Origin of the sequence: Bradyrhizobium sp. 35 (assembly GCF_023073215.1) — a bacterium.
Classification (GTDB): domain Bacteria; phylum Pseudomonadota; class Alphaproteobacteria; order Rhizobiales; family Xanthobacteraceae; genus Bradyrhizobium; species Bradyrhizobium canariense_D.
The window spans coordinates 101,154-115,818 of the sequence record NZ_JADPJC010000050.1; the positions used below are offsets into that span (position 1 = coordinate 101,154).

General features: G+C 63.7%; 12 protein-coding genes. 7 read left to right on the plus strand and 5 right to left on the minus strand.

Annotated elements, in window-relative coordinates; genetic code table 11:
• Positions 1 to 143: 143 nt before the first annotated feature.
• Positions 144 to 767, plus strand: coding sequence for a ParB-like protein (locus tag IVB36_RS08640; RefSeq protein ID WP_063992858.1), 624 nt, complete (start codon positions 144 to 146; stop codon positions 765 to 767).
• 150 nt (positions 768 to 917) lie between these two features.
• The gene (locus IVB36_RS08645) at positions 918 to 1,061 is read left to right on the plus strand and encodes a hypothetical protein (protein ID WP_162847291.1); all 144 of its coding nucleotides are present in this window, start codon (positions 918 to 920) and stop codon (positions 1,059 to 1,061) included.
• A gap of 17 nt (positions 1,062 to 1,078) precedes the next feature.
• Here the strand turns inward: IVB36_RS08645 and IVB36_RS08650 are convergent, their stop codons facing one another.
• The 3 genes from IVB36_RS08650 to IVB36_RS08660 all read right to left on the minus strand — a co-directional run bounded on the left by IVB36_RS08650 (position 1,079) and on the right by IVB36_RS08660 (position 4,640).
• Entirely contained in the window at positions 1,079 to 2,020 is a 942-nt protein-coding gene (locus tag IVB36_RS08650) for a hypothetical protein (protein WP_204510909.1), read from the minus strand.
• Between the two features lie 198 nt (positions 2,021 to 2,218).
• Positions 2,219 to 2,797, minus strand: a complete 579-nt coding sequence (locus tag IVB36_RS08655) for a peroxidase-related enzyme (RefSeq protein ID WP_204510910.1) — start codon at positions 2,795 to 2,797, stop codon at positions 2,219 to 2,221.
• A 103-nt stretch (positions 2,798 to 2,900) separates the two neighbouring features.
• Entirely contained in the window at positions 2,901 to 4,640 is a 1,740-nt protein-coding gene (locus IVB36_RS08660) for an ATP-binding protein (RefSeq protein WP_204510911.1), read from the minus strand.
• 435 nt (positions 4,641 to 5,075) lie between these two features.
• Here IVB36_RS08660 and IVB36_RS08665 point away from each other — a divergent pair, with 435 nt between their 5' ends.
• Positions 5,076 to 6,038 carry a catechol 2,3-dioxygenase gene (locus IVB36_RS08665; RefSeq protein WP_085353038.1) on the plus strand — a complete coding sequence of 321 codons (963 nt, stop codon included), beginning with the start codon at positions 5,076 to 5,078 and terminating at the stop codon, positions 6,036 to 6,038.
• Between the two features lie 3 nt (positions 6,039 to 6,041).
• Here the strand turns inward: IVB36_RS08665 and IVB36_RS08670 are convergent, their stop codons facing one another.
• Positions 6,042 to 9,572, minus strand: a complete 3,531-nt coding sequence (locus IVB36_RS08670; RefSeq protein WP_247391231.1) for a molybdopterin cofactor-binding domain-containing protein — start codon at positions 9,570 to 9,572, stop codon at positions 6,042 to 6,044.
• Positions 9,572 to 10,054, minus strand: a complete 483-nt coding sequence (locus IVB36_RS08675; RefSeq protein ID WP_085352758.1) for a (2Fe-2S)-binding protein — start codon at positions 10,052 to 10,054, stop codon at positions 9,572 to 9,574. The genes IVB36_RS08670 and IVB36_RS08675 overlap by 1 nt, the downstream gene beginning before the upstream one ends.
• Before the next feature lie 282 nt (positions 10,055 to 10,336).
• Here IVB36_RS08675 and IVB36_RS08680 point away from each other — a divergent pair, with 282 nt between their 5' ends.
• From IVB36_RS08680 to IVB36_RS08695, 4 genes are read left to right on the plus strand one after another with little or no spacing between them, the layout of a single operon-like run.
• Entirely contained in the window at positions 10,337 to 11,794 is a 1,458-nt protein-coding gene (locus tag IVB36_RS08680; protein ID WP_247391233.1) for a 6-hydroxynicotinate reductase, read from the plus strand.
• The gene (locus IVB36_RS08685; RefSeq protein WP_247391235.1) at positions 11,791 to 12,687 is read left to right on the plus strand and encodes a UPF0280 family protein; all 897 of its coding nucleotides are present in this window, start codon (positions 11,791 to 11,793) and stop codon (positions 12,685 to 12,687) included. Before IVB36_RS08680 ends, IVB36_RS08685 begins: the two co-directional genes overlap by 4 nt.
• A gap of 27 nt (positions 12,688 to 12,714) precedes the next feature.
• A complete protein-coding gene (locus tag IVB36_RS08690; RefSeq protein ID WP_085352760.1) occupies positions 12,715 to 13,299 on the plus strand; it encodes an amino acid synthesis family protein in 585 nt (194 codons plus the stop codon).
• 24 nt (positions 13,300 to 13,323) lie between these two features.
• Positions 13,324 to 14,526 (plus strand): ABC transporter substrate-binding protein, encoded by a 1,203-nt coding sequence (locus tag IVB36_RS08695; protein ID WP_247391243.1) that lies wholly within the window; start codon positions 13,324 to 13,326, stop codon positions 14,524 to 14,526.
• The last annotated feature ends 139 nt before the right edge of the window (positions 14,527 to 14,665 follow it).

A 14,665-nucleotide genomic window follows, 5' to 3' on the forward strand; every position in this document is an offset into this window, starting at 1 on the left:
GTGGAACCGTGGTCGTTCCGGGCCTGCAGAGGGTGCGATGCAATAATATCCACCGAGCCGAATGCATTTGCCGGCGCGGTGCCCATGACATAGTCCAGGGAACCTGACCACGCAGCTGCAACCATGTTAGGGGCCTTTCGACCATGACCAATACGCGCGAACCGAGAGTGCATCCGGTGTCGATCCTGTCGCTGCGGCCGACGCAGATGACGGTCGGGATGCGCGAGGTCAAGGAGAAGCGCAAGCGCTGGCGCGAGCACGACAAGAAGAAGCAGGCCGATCTGCTCGGCAAGCATATGATCCCCGTCGTGCACGGCCCCGACGAGCGCTATTACGTGATCGACCATCATCATCTCGGTCGCGCGCTGCACGACGAGGGCGTCAAGGAGGTGCTGGTCACCATTGTCGGCGACCTCAGGATGGTCGAGCGCGAAGCGTTCTGGGGCGTGATGGACAACAAGCGCTGGGTTTACCCCTACGACGCCAAGGGCGAACGGCGACCATTCCGCGATTTGCCCAAATCCGTCGTCGACCTCAAGGACGATCCTTTCCGGAGCCTTGCCGGCGAACTGCGCCGCATGGGCGGCTTCGCCAAGGACACCACGCCCTTCTCCGAATTCCTGTGGGCCGACTATCTGCGTCGAAAGCTGTCGCGCAAGGCTGTGGATGCCAATTTCGACAAGGCGCTCGAGAAGGCGATGTCCTCAGCCAAGAGCAAGGATGCGATCTATTTGCCCGGCTGGTGTGGGCCAGCGGACGATGATTAGGCGCAACGCTCGCAGCAGCGAGGCATGCGGCTCCGCAAACCGGATCTGATCACAGCCTCTTGAGCGAAACCATCTTCCGTCCGCACGAAGCAGTGCTGAAACCAAGCCGTGCCATCTGTTGGAATTGTCGAGCTCACACAGGAGGCCGAAATGCGCCGTCTGGTTTTCGCCGTTGCCCTGCTCGTGGTCGCTTCAGCCGGGATCTCGGCGTCGTTTGCCGCAGTTCACCATGCCAAGACGTTGACTTTTTCCGAGCGCTTTGCCCCGGCGCTCGAGTTGATGGCGCAGCGCTAGGACAGGTTCACGCCAGTTCAACCAGCAGCGTCGCGATCGATTTTGCGCAACCGCACAAAGGCGGCCCAGGCCCGCGGATAATCCTTGTCCGCGGGATCAATCGTAAGTAGCGCGCGGCATGCTTCCTTGATCTCCTCGGGCGAAGGACGCTTGGCCGGAACCCCGGATGATTTGGCCTCCTCCCAGCGAGCCTCGATGCCTTTCGCAAACGCCAGGGCCTCGGCGCTCGTCCGCTTCTGCGCCGATTTCGCCAGCGGATGGTCCGAGGGGAAGTTCGGCCATGCAGCCGGCGGCTGATCGACACGCCACGTCAGTTCATCTGCTTGTCGCGCCTCCACGCCCGAACCTGAATGCTGTGCTGCTGGCGCCCATCCTGCCCCTGCCGAGGCTGGCGAACCCGATGAGCCGGCTGATCTCCGCGGGACCGCCGAACCTGGCGCGACCGCCGCTGTCTGTGCGGCCAGCTGGCCAAGCTGTTGTTCCATCGTTCCGCCGCTGGACTTGGGGATGACTTTTTCGATGGTCTTGATCATCGACAGCGCGCCTGGCGATATCAGCGTGTTCTGGTCGGCAATTTTGTCGTCGGCCGCGCCCGGGCAGGGCTTGTAAGCAGAGCGCTGCGACGTCATCCGGCCGTCGTCGTCGATACGGGCAAAATCGATCGCGACGGTGTAAACGAACGCGGCCTCGACATACTGCCTCTCCTTGTCCATCGCTTTTACGGAGCCGCATACGTATCTTGCCTGGTCTGCATCGATCGTTCGCAGGCCGTTGAAGTGAGCTGAATTCGGCGCAACGAGGACGCGCAAGACGGCAGCCCGCGCCTTGCCATGCTCCGATTCGAACATGCTCCATATCTCGTTCGCGTTGATGATCTCCGGCTGATAGTTCCATGCGTATCCGGCCGCGAAGAATGCCGTGCCAATACAGGTCGCGATAACAAATGCCCGCACGTTCATGAGAAGCCCCCCAACAGGCACGGCTCATCCGCGTCTCCGGGGACGGAAACTGCGCAAGTTGTGCCAAGGCGTTTGTGCTAGTTGAGGGTGAGATTCTTAATTAAACGTGTGCGATTGCGAAAACACAGAGTTCCCGTCAAGCGGGAACTAATCCGCTGCATTGTGGCGATGCGTTCCTTCCGCGCTCGCGGCGGTCGGTCATTTCTTCGGCAGCCGTCCCATCAGATAGAATTCGTCGTTCGGCCGCATGCCGGTGAAATTCGCCAGCCGGTTCGACAGTGCGAAGAAGGCGGAGATTGCGGCGATGTCCCAGATGTCGTCCTCGCTGAAGCCATGCGGCGCGAGCGCAGTGAAATCGTCCTCGGAAATCCGCTGCGCATCGGCCGAGACCTTCATCGCGAAGTCGAGCATCGCCTTTTGCCGCGGCGTGATGTCGGCCTTGCGGTAGTTCGTGGCGATCTGGTCGGCGATCAGCGGGTTCTTGGCACGGATACGCAGGATCGCGCCATGCGCGATCACGCAATACTGGCACTGATTGGCTGCCGAGGTCGCGACCACGATCATCTCGCGTTCGGCTTTGCTGAGGCCGCCGTCCTTCTCCATCAGTGCGTCGTGGTAGGCGAAGAAGGCGCGGAACTCGTCCGGGCGGTAGGCCAGCGTCAAAAACACGTTCGGCACGAAGCCGCTCTTCTCCTGGACGGCGAGGAGACGCGTGCGGATGTCGTCAGGGAGCGCATCGAGGGCGGGAGCGGCGAAGCGTTGCACAGGCTTTGTCATGGGCATGGATTCCGGCTTGGGGCCGGCAACCTTAGTCGATGCGGGTGCCATGCTCAACGTGACGCCAGGCTCGCAATGCCGGCGCTGGAAAACAAGCGTCGCTTTACCGCAGCGGCTTCTTCAGCAGCGAGAAGCGGTCCGGATCCAACCCCATCGACGGTTGCAGCATCGGGGCTTCGATGCTGGAGAGCGTCTTCGCGGGCGGCGCCGAGAACACCGGATCGTTCGGCACGTCGCGCTGCGAGGTGGCACCGCGCCAGCGCTCGAGCACGGCGCCGACGAAATGCATGTCGTGACCGGAGGTGACGGAGGGCACGCTGCTGATGGTGGCTTCGCCGCGCGGCAATTGATGCGGCGGCACCTCCTTGAAGCGCAGCCGCGTCGGCAGCGCGACACCTTCGCCGAATGCCAGCACTTCTCGGGTGCCGAGCGAGGGAACGAACGAAAGCAGGTTCGCGGCCGCATCCGACACCGCGGCGCGCAGCAGCGCCTGGTCGCGCTCGTTGGCAAGGCGCATCGTGAACAGCGTGTTGCACTGGGAGATGATGGTGGCGTCGAGCTCGGCCGGACGCTGGGTGATGAGGCCGAGATAGACGCCGTATTTGCGGCCTTCCTTGGCGATGCGCGACACCGCCTTGCGGGTCGGCCCGAAGCCGACATTGCGATCGGCCGAGGCGTAGCGGTGAGCCTCCTCACAGACGAACAGCATCGGCGAAACGCCATCGCTCCACAAGCCGAAGTCGAAGGCCATGCGGCAGAGCACCGAGACGACGGAATCGATGACCTCGGCCGGGAAGCCGGCGAGCTGCATCACCGTCATCGGTTTGCCGTTGGCCGGCAGGCGGAACAGATGACTGATCACCTCGGCCATGGTGTCACCGCCGACATTGGCGTTGTCGAACATGAAGGCGTAGCGCGGGTCGTTGCGGACCGCCTCGATGCGGGAGATCAGCTTGTGATAGATGATGCGCGAGGAGCGGTTCTCGAGCTTGCCCATGCGCTCGTCGATCAGCGACATCAGATCGACCAGGCGATAGGGCACCGGCGTATCGACGGTGTAGCCGATCTGCTTGGGATCGATGCGCTTCAGGCCAATGCGGTCGGCGTTCTGGTACTGGGTGTAGACGCCCTTGGCGAGCGGAATGACCTCGGCGAGGACGTCGAGCTCCTCAGGCACGCCGGCGCGGCCGCCGAACAGCACGTCGACGATTTCCTCGAAATTGAACAGCCAGAACGGCAGTTTCAGATTGCGCGGGTTGAGCACCAGCGCGCGGTCGCCGAAGCAGCGGCCATATTCGTTGTGCACATCGAGCAGGAAGATGCGCAGGTTCGGGCGTGCCTTGAGGATCTCGTTGAGCAACAGCGACACACCGGTCGATTTGCCGACGCCGGTCGATCCCAGCACTGCAAAGTGCTTGGAGAGCATTTCCTCGATGTCGACATAGGCGACGACGGAGCTGTCCTGCTGAAGGAAGCCGACATTGATCTGGTCGGAACCGGTGGGCGCGTAGATCGTGCGCAGCTCCTGGCTCGTGATCAGGTCGACCGAATCGCCGATGGTCGGATAGTTGGTGACGCCGCGCTGGAATTTGGCCTTGCCGGTCGCGTTGAGGATTTCGCCCAGCAGGTCGACCGAGGCGATGGCGATCAGATTGTCGTTGCTCGAGAGGTTCTCGCAGGACACCTCGGTGATCATGGCGACGATGACCGAGCTGGCGCAGCGGATACTGACGAAGCGGCCGACGGTGGCCCGAACTTCCGAGACCGGCATGCGGCTTTCAGCCAGCAGCCCGACCCGGGCGAGCGATCCGCGAACCGAAATCACGCGTCCAAAGGATGTCACAATGAATGAACCTGGCAAGAGCAACGGGTTGCCCGGACTATGCACGGCCGTCGCTGGACAAACGGTTAAGCGGCAGGCGCCGGCGCTTCGTTAAATCCGCGACAATTCGGGTGCGAGGTTTGTTCCCAATACATACTCCCTGGCAGTAGCGGCGGAAACTGCTGCTTTTTCCCGGCCGACGGGCGAGAGTGCTTAAGAGAGATTTTACCATTCGGGCAGTCGGTCCGCGGTTCCGGGACGGGTTGGTCATCCCGGATGGCCCGTCATCCGTTCCGGGCGGCGATGTTTGATTTGTTGACGGGACCTAATGATTTGTACATTGGTACAAATAAACCGGCGGCCTTGTGCCGCCCACCGGCGCGTGAGTGGATTGCAGCCTGTGCCAGATCGCGGGATCCGGTCCAGCGGATCGCAAGCCACATCTTGGAGGACACCATGCAGCCCGAACCGATCCTCGATCTCGCTCATCTCGGCCACATGGAGCTGTTGACACCCAAGCCGGACGAGAGCCTGAAATTCTTCGTCGACGTGATGGGCATGACCGTCAGCGGACAAAAGGGCGAGTCGGTCTATTTGCGCGGCTGGGACGATTACGAGCGCTATTCGCTCAAACTGACGGCGTCGAAGACATCGGGCATGGAGCACATGGCGTTACGTGCGCGCAGCCAGCAGGCGCTGGAGCGTCGCGTCGCGGCGCTGAAAGGGTCCGGCTTCGACATCGGCTGGATCGACGGCGACATGGGGCAGGGGCCGACCTTCCGCTGCCGCGATCCCGATGGACACATCGTCGAGCTCTACTACGAGACCGAATGGTATCAGGCGCCGCCCGAGCTGAAGCCCGCACTGAAGAACCAGGCGCAGCGCTTTCCCGCGCGCGGCGTCAATGTCCGCCGCCTCGATCACCTCAATTGCCTCGCCGTGGACATCAAGGCCAACCGGGAGTTCTTCGAGAATTATCTCGGCTGCCGCCTCACCGAGCAGATCGTGCTGAACGACGGCCGCGAAGCGGCGATGTGGCTGACGATGTCGAACAAGAGCTACGATTTCGCCTATTCGCTCGACCATTCCGGCACGGCCGGCCGCTTCCACCATGTCACTTACGCGCTCGACAGCCGCGAAGAGATTCTGCGCGCTGCCGACATCTTCCTGGAGAACGGCATCCACATCGAGACCGGCCCGCACAAGCACGCGATCCAGCAGACCTTCTTCCTCTATGTCTACGAGCCCGGCGGCAACCGCGTCGAAGTCGCCAATGCCGGCGCGCGCCTCATCCTCGCGCCCGACTGGAAGCCGATCGTGTGGACGGAAGACGAACGCAAGAAGGGGCAGGCGTGGGGCCTCAAGACGATCGAGTCGTTTCACACGCACGGCACGCCGCCGGTGCAGCACAAGAAGTAGCGCTCAGTTCGCGGCGGCTCTCACACGCGCAATCGTCTCCTTCACACCGATCCATGCTGGCCTGTCGGGTGCGAACTGCTTGCGCAGGAAGGTGACCAGCTCCTCGACCTGCGCATCGCTCATGCTGTTCTTGAAGGCCGGCATATAGCCGAGATTGCTCGACACCGGCTCGGCGATGCCGTGCAGGATGATTTGCACGAGATTGTCCGATGTGGCGCTGTGCAGGTTGCTGTTGAGGGCGAGCGAGGGGCGGCTGCCGAACAGCGCCAGGCCGCCGACCTCGTGGCAGACGGCGCAGGCGCCCTGATAGAGGCGCGCGCCGGTTGAGGACGCCATCGTGACTTGCGTTGAAGCTTCTAGCTTCAGAGCGATCGCATCCTGCGCTTTCCTATCGGTCGCGGTGTCATTGAACGAGTTGAGATAGACGGCCATGGCGCGGATGTCCTGGTCGGGCAGGGCCGCCAGATCCCTGACGATCGGCGCCATCGGCCCAGCGGCGACGCCATGATATCGCGAGTGGCCCGTGCGCAAATAGGCGAAAAGCTCGTCTTCGTTCCACGGGATCGGCGCTTGCGACAGCGACGTCAGCGGCGGCGCCTCCCAGCCCTCGGCAAAACCGCCGGCGAGATAGGCGTCACGCTGCTCGGCGCCGAGCGTGTTGCGCGGCGAATGGCAGGCGCTGCAATGGCCGAGACCTTCGACGAGATAAGCGCCGCGATTCCAGACCTTGGATTTCGCGGGATCAGGCTTGAACTCTCGCGTCTGGTGGAACAGCGCATTCCATCCGGCAAGTAGCGGGCGGAGATTGAACGGAAAGGCGAGCGTATTCGCAGGCTGCGTCGCGCGCACCGCAGGCTGTGCCATTAGATAGGCATAAAGCGCCTGCATGTCGGCATCGCCAGTCTTCGAAAAGTGCGTGTAGGGGAAGGCGGGATAGAGTTGCCGTCCGTCGCGATGCAGCCCGTCGCGCATCGCGCGCTCGAATGCGGGATAGGACCAGGCGCCGATGCCGGTCTCGACGTCGGGCGTGATGTTGGTCGCGTAGATCGTGCCGAACGGCGTCTCCAGCGCGCGGCCACCGGCGTTGAGCGCACCGCCGATCATGGTGTGGCACTCCGCGCAATTGCCGAGTGCGGCCAGTTGTTGCCCGCGCGCGATCGTCGCTGCGGAATAGACCGATGGGTCTGGCCGCGCGATCGGTGCGATGGCGCGGCCGGGCAAAACAGCCGCACCGATGCCAATCGCCGCGGTGCAGACGGCCGCGACCGTCGCGAAGATGCCGGCGCGTTTGGCGAATGGATTCTCCCAGATACGGGATGGTTGTGGCGCAGCGGGAGCGGGCAGCGCCTGCCGCGTGGCCGGCCCGCCGCTGTGCAATCCATTCAGGATGCGCTCGGGCGTGAACGGCGGCTCGCGAAATCGCACGCCGGTGGCATCGAAAATCGCGTTCGCAATCGCAGCCGCACTCGGGACCGAGGCGGATTCGCCGACGCCGAGCGGCGGCTGGTCCGGCCGCGGCAGCAACAACACGTCGATCTTGGGCACGTCAGGGAAGGGGATGATCGGATAGGCGCCCCATTCCCGCGCCGCGACTGCGCCGCGCTCGAACGAGACCTCCTCCATCAGTGCGCGGCTGGTTGACTGGATGACGTTGCCATGGATCTGGTGGCGCACACCGTCCGGGTTGATCATCAATCCGGAGTCCTGCCCAGCAACCACGCGCGTCACGCTGACCTCGCCGGTCGACTTGTTCACGGCAACGTCGGTGACCCAGGCCGACCAAGCCGCGCCATAGCCGGGGAATTTGCTGTGGACGTAGAGCGCATAGGCAAAGCCGCGCCCATGCACGATCTCGCCGTCTTTCTCTTCGCGCACCGGCCGCGGCGTCCAGCCCGCGCGCTCGGCGACAGCATGGACGAGATCGACGGCGCGCTGGTCCTTCAGGTAACGCAGACGATATTCGACCGGGTCAACCCCGGCCTCGGTCGCGGCCTCGTCGATATAGGATTCATGCGCAAAGGTGTTGGGCAGGGCCGAGACGCCGCGAAACCAGGACGCGCGCACGATCGGTGCCATGTCGTGGGCGACGACGCGCATGTGGCCGTAATCGTAAGGCGGGATCGCGGTGCGGTCGCCCATCTGGAGGACGTCCGGCCTCGGCGATATCCGTCCCGTCAGCAACAGCGCCAACGTCGGCGCGGCATTCGACGGATAGCGCGTAGCGAGATCGTAGGCAGCGACGTCGCCCGCCGCATCCAGGCCGCCATTGACGTCGATGAGCTGCGCGGCGCCTTTGGGCTCCCAGGCGTGTTCCTGCTCGCGCGTCAGCTGTACGCGCACGGGCCGGCCGACCGCGCGCGAGAGCAACAAAGCGTCCGCGGTGACATCGTCGGCGCAGTTGCGGCCGTAGCATCCGGCGGCCTCCAACCTGATGACCTCGATCTCGCTCTCGGGACGCTCGATCAGCAGTGACAGGTCTGCGCGCAGCACGTGCGGGTTCTGCGTGCCCGACCAGACACGGATGTTGCCGTCCTGGAAGTCGGCGACCGCGCAGGACGGGCCGATCGAGGCATGCATCTGATATGGCCAGACGTAAGTGCGCCGCATCGGTTTGGCCGCGCCGGCAATGGCAGCATCGACATCGCCCTTGTCGATCAGCGTGCGCGGCGTGGACGGGTTGGCACGAAGCGCCGTCTCGACGTCGGCGAGATCGGTCAGTTCAGGCGTCGGTCGCCAGCTCACCGCAAGCTGCTCCGCCGCGCGGATCGCGTTCTCCTCGCGCTCCGCGACGATTCCGACGAAATCGCCGATGCGTACGACGGCCATGATGCCGGGAATGTCGCGCACCGAGGATTCATCGACCGAAATCAGGCTGGTGCCGACGAACGGGCCGGCGTCGACGCCGGCATAGGGCGGGCGCACCACGCGGCCGTGCAGCATGCCCGGCATACGGATGTCGTGCACGAACGTCAGCTCGCCCGTGGCCTTGGCGGGCAGGTCGACGCGTGGCATCGATTGGCCGACAATGGCGTAATCGCCGACCGGCTTGACGGCGACGTCGTCGGCAAGCTCGAGACGAATGGTCTCTCCGCCGATCAACTCGCCATAGCTGACGCTGCGATTGTCGTGCCCGCGCACGAGGCCGTCTTCGATCCTGAGATCGGCTGCCGGCAGCTCCAGGCGCTCGGCCGCACGTGCGATCAGGAAGTGACGCGCCTGCGCGGCGGCTTTGCGCAGGGGAACGGCAGTGATCTGAATGGTCTCGCTTGCGATCGTGGCGCCCTGGTTCGGCACCGTTGCGGTGTCGCCGAGCACCACGACGAGGCGGGCAAAGGAGACGTCGAGCTCTTCAGCCACGATCTGGCCAAGCGCCGTGCGGATGCCGGTGCCGAGATCGACATGACCATTGTAGGCTGTGACCGAACCGTCCGCGGTGATGCGGACGAAGGTCTCGGATGTGCACTCGTCCACCGTGCGGACGACGACGAGCGAGCCGGATTGCAGCTCAGCTCCGTTCGGATGCGGGGAGGCCATCAATCACCGGCCTCGGCAAGCTGACCAGACGCACGCATCACGGCGCGCAGGATTTCGATATGCGTGCCGCAGCGACAGAGATTGTAGCGCAGCGCCGCCAGCGCCTCCTGTTCGGTGGGCTGAGGGTTGATCGCAAGCAGCGCCTTGGTCGTCATGATCATGCCGTTGAGACAATAGCCGCATTGCGCGGCCTGCTCGTCGATGAAGGCCTGCTGCACCACATCCGGCTTGTCGCGGGTACCGAGCCCCTCGAGCGTCACGATGTCGCGGCCGGCGCAGCCACTGATCGGAATGACACAGGAGCGCGCCGCCGCGCCATCGATCAGGACAGTGCAGGTGCCGCATTCACCGAGGCCGCATCCGTATTTCGCACCGTTGAGCGCGAGATCGTTGCGCAGCACGTAGAGCAGAGGCGTGGCTCGCGCCGCAGTGATCTCGTGGATTCTGCCGTTCACGGTGATGCGGATCGGTGTCTGCGTCATCCTCGTTCCCAAATCGACTCGTTGAGCGCCGCGGCCAAAGCTTCGCGAAATTCCAAGTCCGCTCAAAATCTACGTTGTGACGATACCGTTTGTACACAAACGTGCAAGCCGGACATGCCGCAGTGCAGCGCGAGTGCCTTCTTTGTGGACATGGCGGATAGGCAAATGAGGTTTTATGCGGCAGGCGTATGTTTTGCGCCGCACCGCCGCTTGACAGTCATCGGGAGGGCGCGCAACATCGTTCGTGTACAAATGATAACTGCACTGTCGGCTGGCTTTGACATGGTGACTGAACCTACGAGCGCCGCCATCGACAAGATCCGCTGCGATGCGTGTCCGGTGATGTGCTACATCAAGCCGGGCGCGGCGGGCGCCTGCGACCGCTATGCCAATCACGAGGGCAAGCTCGTCCGCGTCGATCCGCATGTGATCCTGGAGCGCACCGTGTCGCATGGCGGCAAGCTCGTTCCGTTCAGCCGCACCGAAGATTGGGACGGCAAGATCGTCCACGAGCCTTCCACCTTTGTAACGGCGATCGGCGCGGGGACGACCTATCCCGACTACAAGCCGGCGCCGTTCATCGTCTCGGCGGAGGTCGACGGCGTCGACATGGTGACTGTCGTCACCGAGGGCATCTTCTCGTACTGCGGCATCAAGGTGAAGATCGACACCGACCGTTATCTCGGGCCGGAGACGGCGACCGTCCGTGCACAAGGCGAGGCGGTCGGTCATGTCACCACCAGCGAATACGGTTCGCAGATGCTGTCGCTCGGCGGCGTGCACCATCTGACCGGCGGCTCCAAGAAGGAAGGCCGCGTCACCTGCGACACGCTGATGGACCTCGCAAATTGCAAGGCGGTCGAACTCACCATCGACGGCGGCGCGAGCGTGGTGGTGCAGGCCGGCCAGCCGCCGATCGTCAACGGCATGAAAGAAGAGCGCATGCGCGTCGGCTGCGGCTCGGCGACGATCGGCATGTTCGCCAAGCAATGGCACGGCAAGGTCGACGAGGTCGTCGTGGTCGACGACCATATCACCGGCGTGCTCTCGGAGCACCAGGCCGGCAAGCTGCTCGACATCGCCGACACAGGCATCAAGATGAAGGGGCGCCGCTCGACGCCCGGCCGCTATTTCCAGGTCGCCGATCCCGGCACGGGTTGGGGCGGCACCAATATCTCCGATCCGCTCGCAATCCTGGGACCGTTCGACGCGAAGGAGGCCAGGCCTGGCCTCTCGATGCTGATGGTCTCCACGACCGGCGAGCATTCGTCCTATTACGTGCTCGACGAAGCCTTGAAGCCGGTCGAGACCGAGATGCCGGATGACCTCAAGTTTTCGGTCGAGCGCATTCAGGAGAATTGCGAACCGGCGCTGTGTACGGTGCTGTTCATGGCGGGCGCCGGTGGTTCCTTGCGGGCGGGCGTGACCGACAATCCGGTGCGGCTGACGCGCTCGGTGAAGGACGCGCTGACGCGCGTCACCAGTGGCGGCGCGCCGGTCTATGTTTGGCCGGGCGGCGGCATCACCTACATGGTCGACGTGACGCAGATGCCGGCGGGGGCATTCGGTTACGTGCCGACGCCCGCGCTGGTGGCGCCGATCGAATTCACGATGAAGCTGTCGGACTATGCGGCGCTCGGCGGGCACATGGATTATGTGAAGCCGCTCGCCGAAGTTCAGGGCGGCGACGATGTCCGCCAATTGCCCTGGCAGAACCCGATCCCGGGACCCCGGGCATGACAAGGCTCCCGCAAATCGCGTTGCTGTCTGACGGCCGGCGGCTGCATTTGCAGGATGGACCGATTGACCTGATCGTCGAGGCGAGGGGGGCGGCCGACGCAGTGCGCGAGGCCTATAAGGCTGCGGCCGAACGGTTCACCGGGCTTCTCGACGAGCTCTGCGCGGAACTGCCGGAACTGCGGACCGCTGTCGAGGAGCGGACCTCGTTGAGAGGCGTTGTGGCGCGTCGCATGCACGCCGCGGTGGCGCCCTATGCCGGTGATGGCTTCATCACGCCGATGGCCGCTGTGGCCGGCAGCGTGGCGGAGGAGGTGTTGGGCGCAATGCTGAACGCTGCGGCGCTCGATCGGGCCTATGTCAACAATGGCGGAGACATTGCCCTGCATCTCGGCGAGGGCGAGCATTTTTCGGTCGGCCTGATGGACCGGCCCGATCGCGACGGCGTGATGCGGACAATCAGGGTGGACGCCGATGATCCCGTGCGTGGCATTGCGACCAGCGGACGGCACGGCCGCAGCTTTTCCCTCGGGATTGCCGATGCGGTGACCGTGCTGGCCGGAACGGCGTCGCAAGCCGATGCCGCCGCGACGATCGTTGCGAATGCCGTCGATCTGCCGGGGCATCCCGCCGTCATCCGAAAACCTGCGAACGAACTTCAACCCGACAGCGATCTTGGCGCGCGGCTCGTGACCCGCAACGTTGGTGGATTGTCGCAGAACGAGATCACCACCGCGCTCGAATCTGGCGCGGAATGTGCACGGCAATTATTCGATCGCGGATTGATCGAGGGTGCCGTGTTGCAGCTTTGTGGTGATATGATTGTCATCGGGACCAAGGATATTGAACGGCAACGATCGCGCCCGCTTGTACAAGAGAACGCGGTCCATGCCTGAACTGGGAAGCGGTTTGAGGAAACAATCATGAGCGCGATCATCCGCAAGATCGTCACCGTCGTCGAAGAGACGCAGATGGAGATGGGCCGCCAGGTCTCACCGCCGACGCGGCGTGCGGCGGCGATCGCCGTGATCGAGAATCCGTTTGCTGGAAAGTATGTCGAGGATCTCTCGCCGCTGATCGCGATTGGCGAGGAGCTCGGCGAGCTGCTCTCGAAGCGCGCGGTGGCGGCGCTCGGCATCGACGGGTCCAAGGCGCAGAGCTATGGCAAGGCCGCGGCCGTCGGCGAGAATGGCGAGCTGGAGCATGCAGCCGCCATCCTTCACCCGAAAATGGGCGCGCCGGTGCGTAAAGTGCTGGGCAAAGGCGCTGCGCTGATCCCGTCGTCGAAGAAGCGCAGTGGACCCGGCACGACGCTGGACGTTCCGCTGGGCCACAAGGATGCAGCCTTCGTGCGCAGTCATTTCGATGGCATGGAAGTGCAGATCAACGACGCGCCGCGCGCCAACGAGATCATGGTCGCGGTCGCCGTCACCGACAGTGGCCGTCCTTTGCCGCGCGTCGGCGGGCTGACCGTTGCGGAGATCAAGGGCGAAGACGGACTGCGTTAATCTTTTCAGAAAGTGGAGGTTGGGATGCGAGCAAAGAACTATTTTGTCGGGGCGGCGTTCGCGCTGTTGGCAAGCGGCATGGCTCATTCGGCCCTTGCGCAGGACATCAAGATCGGCGAGATCAACAGCTACTCGCTGCTGCCGGCGTTCACTGAGCCCTATCGCAAGGGCTGGCAGCTCGCGGTCGAAGAGATCAATGCGGCCGGCGGCATCAACGGCAAGAAGCTCATCGTCGTCTCCAAGGACGATGGTGGCAAGCCGGCAGATGCGCAGACCGCGGCCAACGAGCTGGTGTCGAGCGAGGGCGTGGCGATGCTGACGGGTACGTTCCTGTCGAACATCGGTCTTGCGGTCAGCGACTTCGCCAACCAGAAGAAGGTGTTCTTCCTGGCGGCCGAGCCTCTGACGGACGCCATCACCTGGTCGAAAGGCAACAAGTACACGTTCCGACTGCGTCCTTCGAACTACATGCAGGCCGCGATGCTGGTGGAAGCGGCCAGCAAGCTGCCGGCAAAGCGCTGGGCGACGATCGCGCCGAACTATGAATACGGCCAGTCCGCGGTCGCGGTGTTCAAGAAGCTGATGTCGGAGAAGCGGGCCGACATCCAGTGGGTCGATGAGCAGTGGCCGCCGCAGGGCAAGATCGACGCCGGTCCGGTGGTGCAGGCGGTTGCCGCGGCCAATCCCGAAGCGATCCTCAACGTCACCTTCGGCGCCGATCTCGTCAAGCTCGTGCGCGAAGGCAACACCCGCGGCCTGTTCAAGGGACGCGAGGTCGTCTCCTTCCTCACCGGTGAGCCGGAATATCTCGATCCACTCAAGGAGGAGACACCCGAGGGTTGGATCGTCACCGGCTATCCCTGGTACTCGATCAAGACGCCCGAGCACGACGCGTTCCTGAAGGCCTATCAGGCCAAGTACAACGACTATCCGCGCCTCGGCTCGATCGTTGGCTACCAGACCATCAAGTCGGCGGCGGCGATCCTGGCGAAGGCCAATTCGAGCGATCCGGAGAAGCTGATCACTGCGGCGGAAGGACTTTCGATGCCGTCGCCGCTGGGCGAGATCACCTTCCGCAAGATCGATCACCAGTCGACGCTCGGTGCCTATGTCGGCAAGACCGCGCTGAAGGACGGTAAGGGCGTGATGGTGGACTCGTCTTACAAGAAGGGCGCGGACTATCTACCAAGCGATGCCGAAGTCGAGAAGCTGCGTCCGAAGGATTGATCCAAAGTGAGACCGGGGCCTCGTGGTTCGAGACGCGCGGCGCAGCCGCGCTCCTCACCATGAGGGTCCCGGACCTCATCCTGAGGAGGCGCGTAGCGCCGTCTCGAAGGATGAAGCCTAATATTGCGACTTACGCTTA

Excerpts from the sequence above, each read along its gene's own strand:
- IVB36_RS08640 (WP_063992858.1), top strand. The coding sequence starts at position 144 with ATGACCAATACGCGCGAACCGAGAGTGCATCCGGTGTCGATCCTGTCG.
- IVB36_RS08645 (WP_162847291.1), top strand. The coding sequence starts at position 918 with ATGCGCCGTCTGGTTTTCGCCGTTGCCCTGCTCGTGGTCGCTTCAGCC.
- IVB36_RS08650 (WP_204510909.1), bottom strand. The coding sequence starts at position 2,020 with ATGAACGTGCGGGCATTTGTTATCGCGACCTGTATTGGCACGGCATTC.
- IVB36_RS08655 (WP_204510910.1), bottom strand. The coding sequence starts at position 2,797 with ATGACAAAGCCTGTGCAACGCTTCGCCGCTCCCGCCCTCGATGCGCTC.
- IVB36_RS08665 (WP_085353038.1), top strand. The coding sequence starts at position 5,076 with ATGCAGCCCGAACCGATCCTCGATCTCGCTCATCTCGGCCACATGGAG.
- IVB36_RS08670 (WP_247391231.1), bottom strand. The coding sequence starts at position 9,572 with ATGGCCTCCCCGCATCCGAACGGAGCTGAGCTGCAATCCGGCTCGCTC.
- IVB36_RS08675 (WP_085352758.1), bottom strand. The coding sequence starts at position 10,054 with ATGACGCAGACACCGATCCGCATCACCGTGAACGGCAGAATCCACGAG.
- IVB36_RS08680 (WP_247391233.1), top strand. The coding sequence starts at position 10,337 with ATGGTGACTGAACCTACGAGCGCCGCCATCGACAAGATCCGCTGCGAT.
- IVB36_RS08685 (WP_247391235.1), top strand. The coding sequence starts at position 11,791 with ATGACAAGGCTCCCGCAAATCGCGTTGCTGTCTGACGGCCGGCGGCTG.
- IVB36_RS08690 (WP_085352760.1), top strand. The coding sequence starts at position 12,715 with ATGAGCGCGATCATCCGCAAGATCGTCACCGTCGTCGAAGAGACGCAG.
- IVB36_RS08695 (WP_247391243.1), top strand. The coding sequence starts at position 13,324 with ATGCGAGCAAAGAACTATTTTGTCGGGGCGGCGTTCGCGCTGTTGGCA.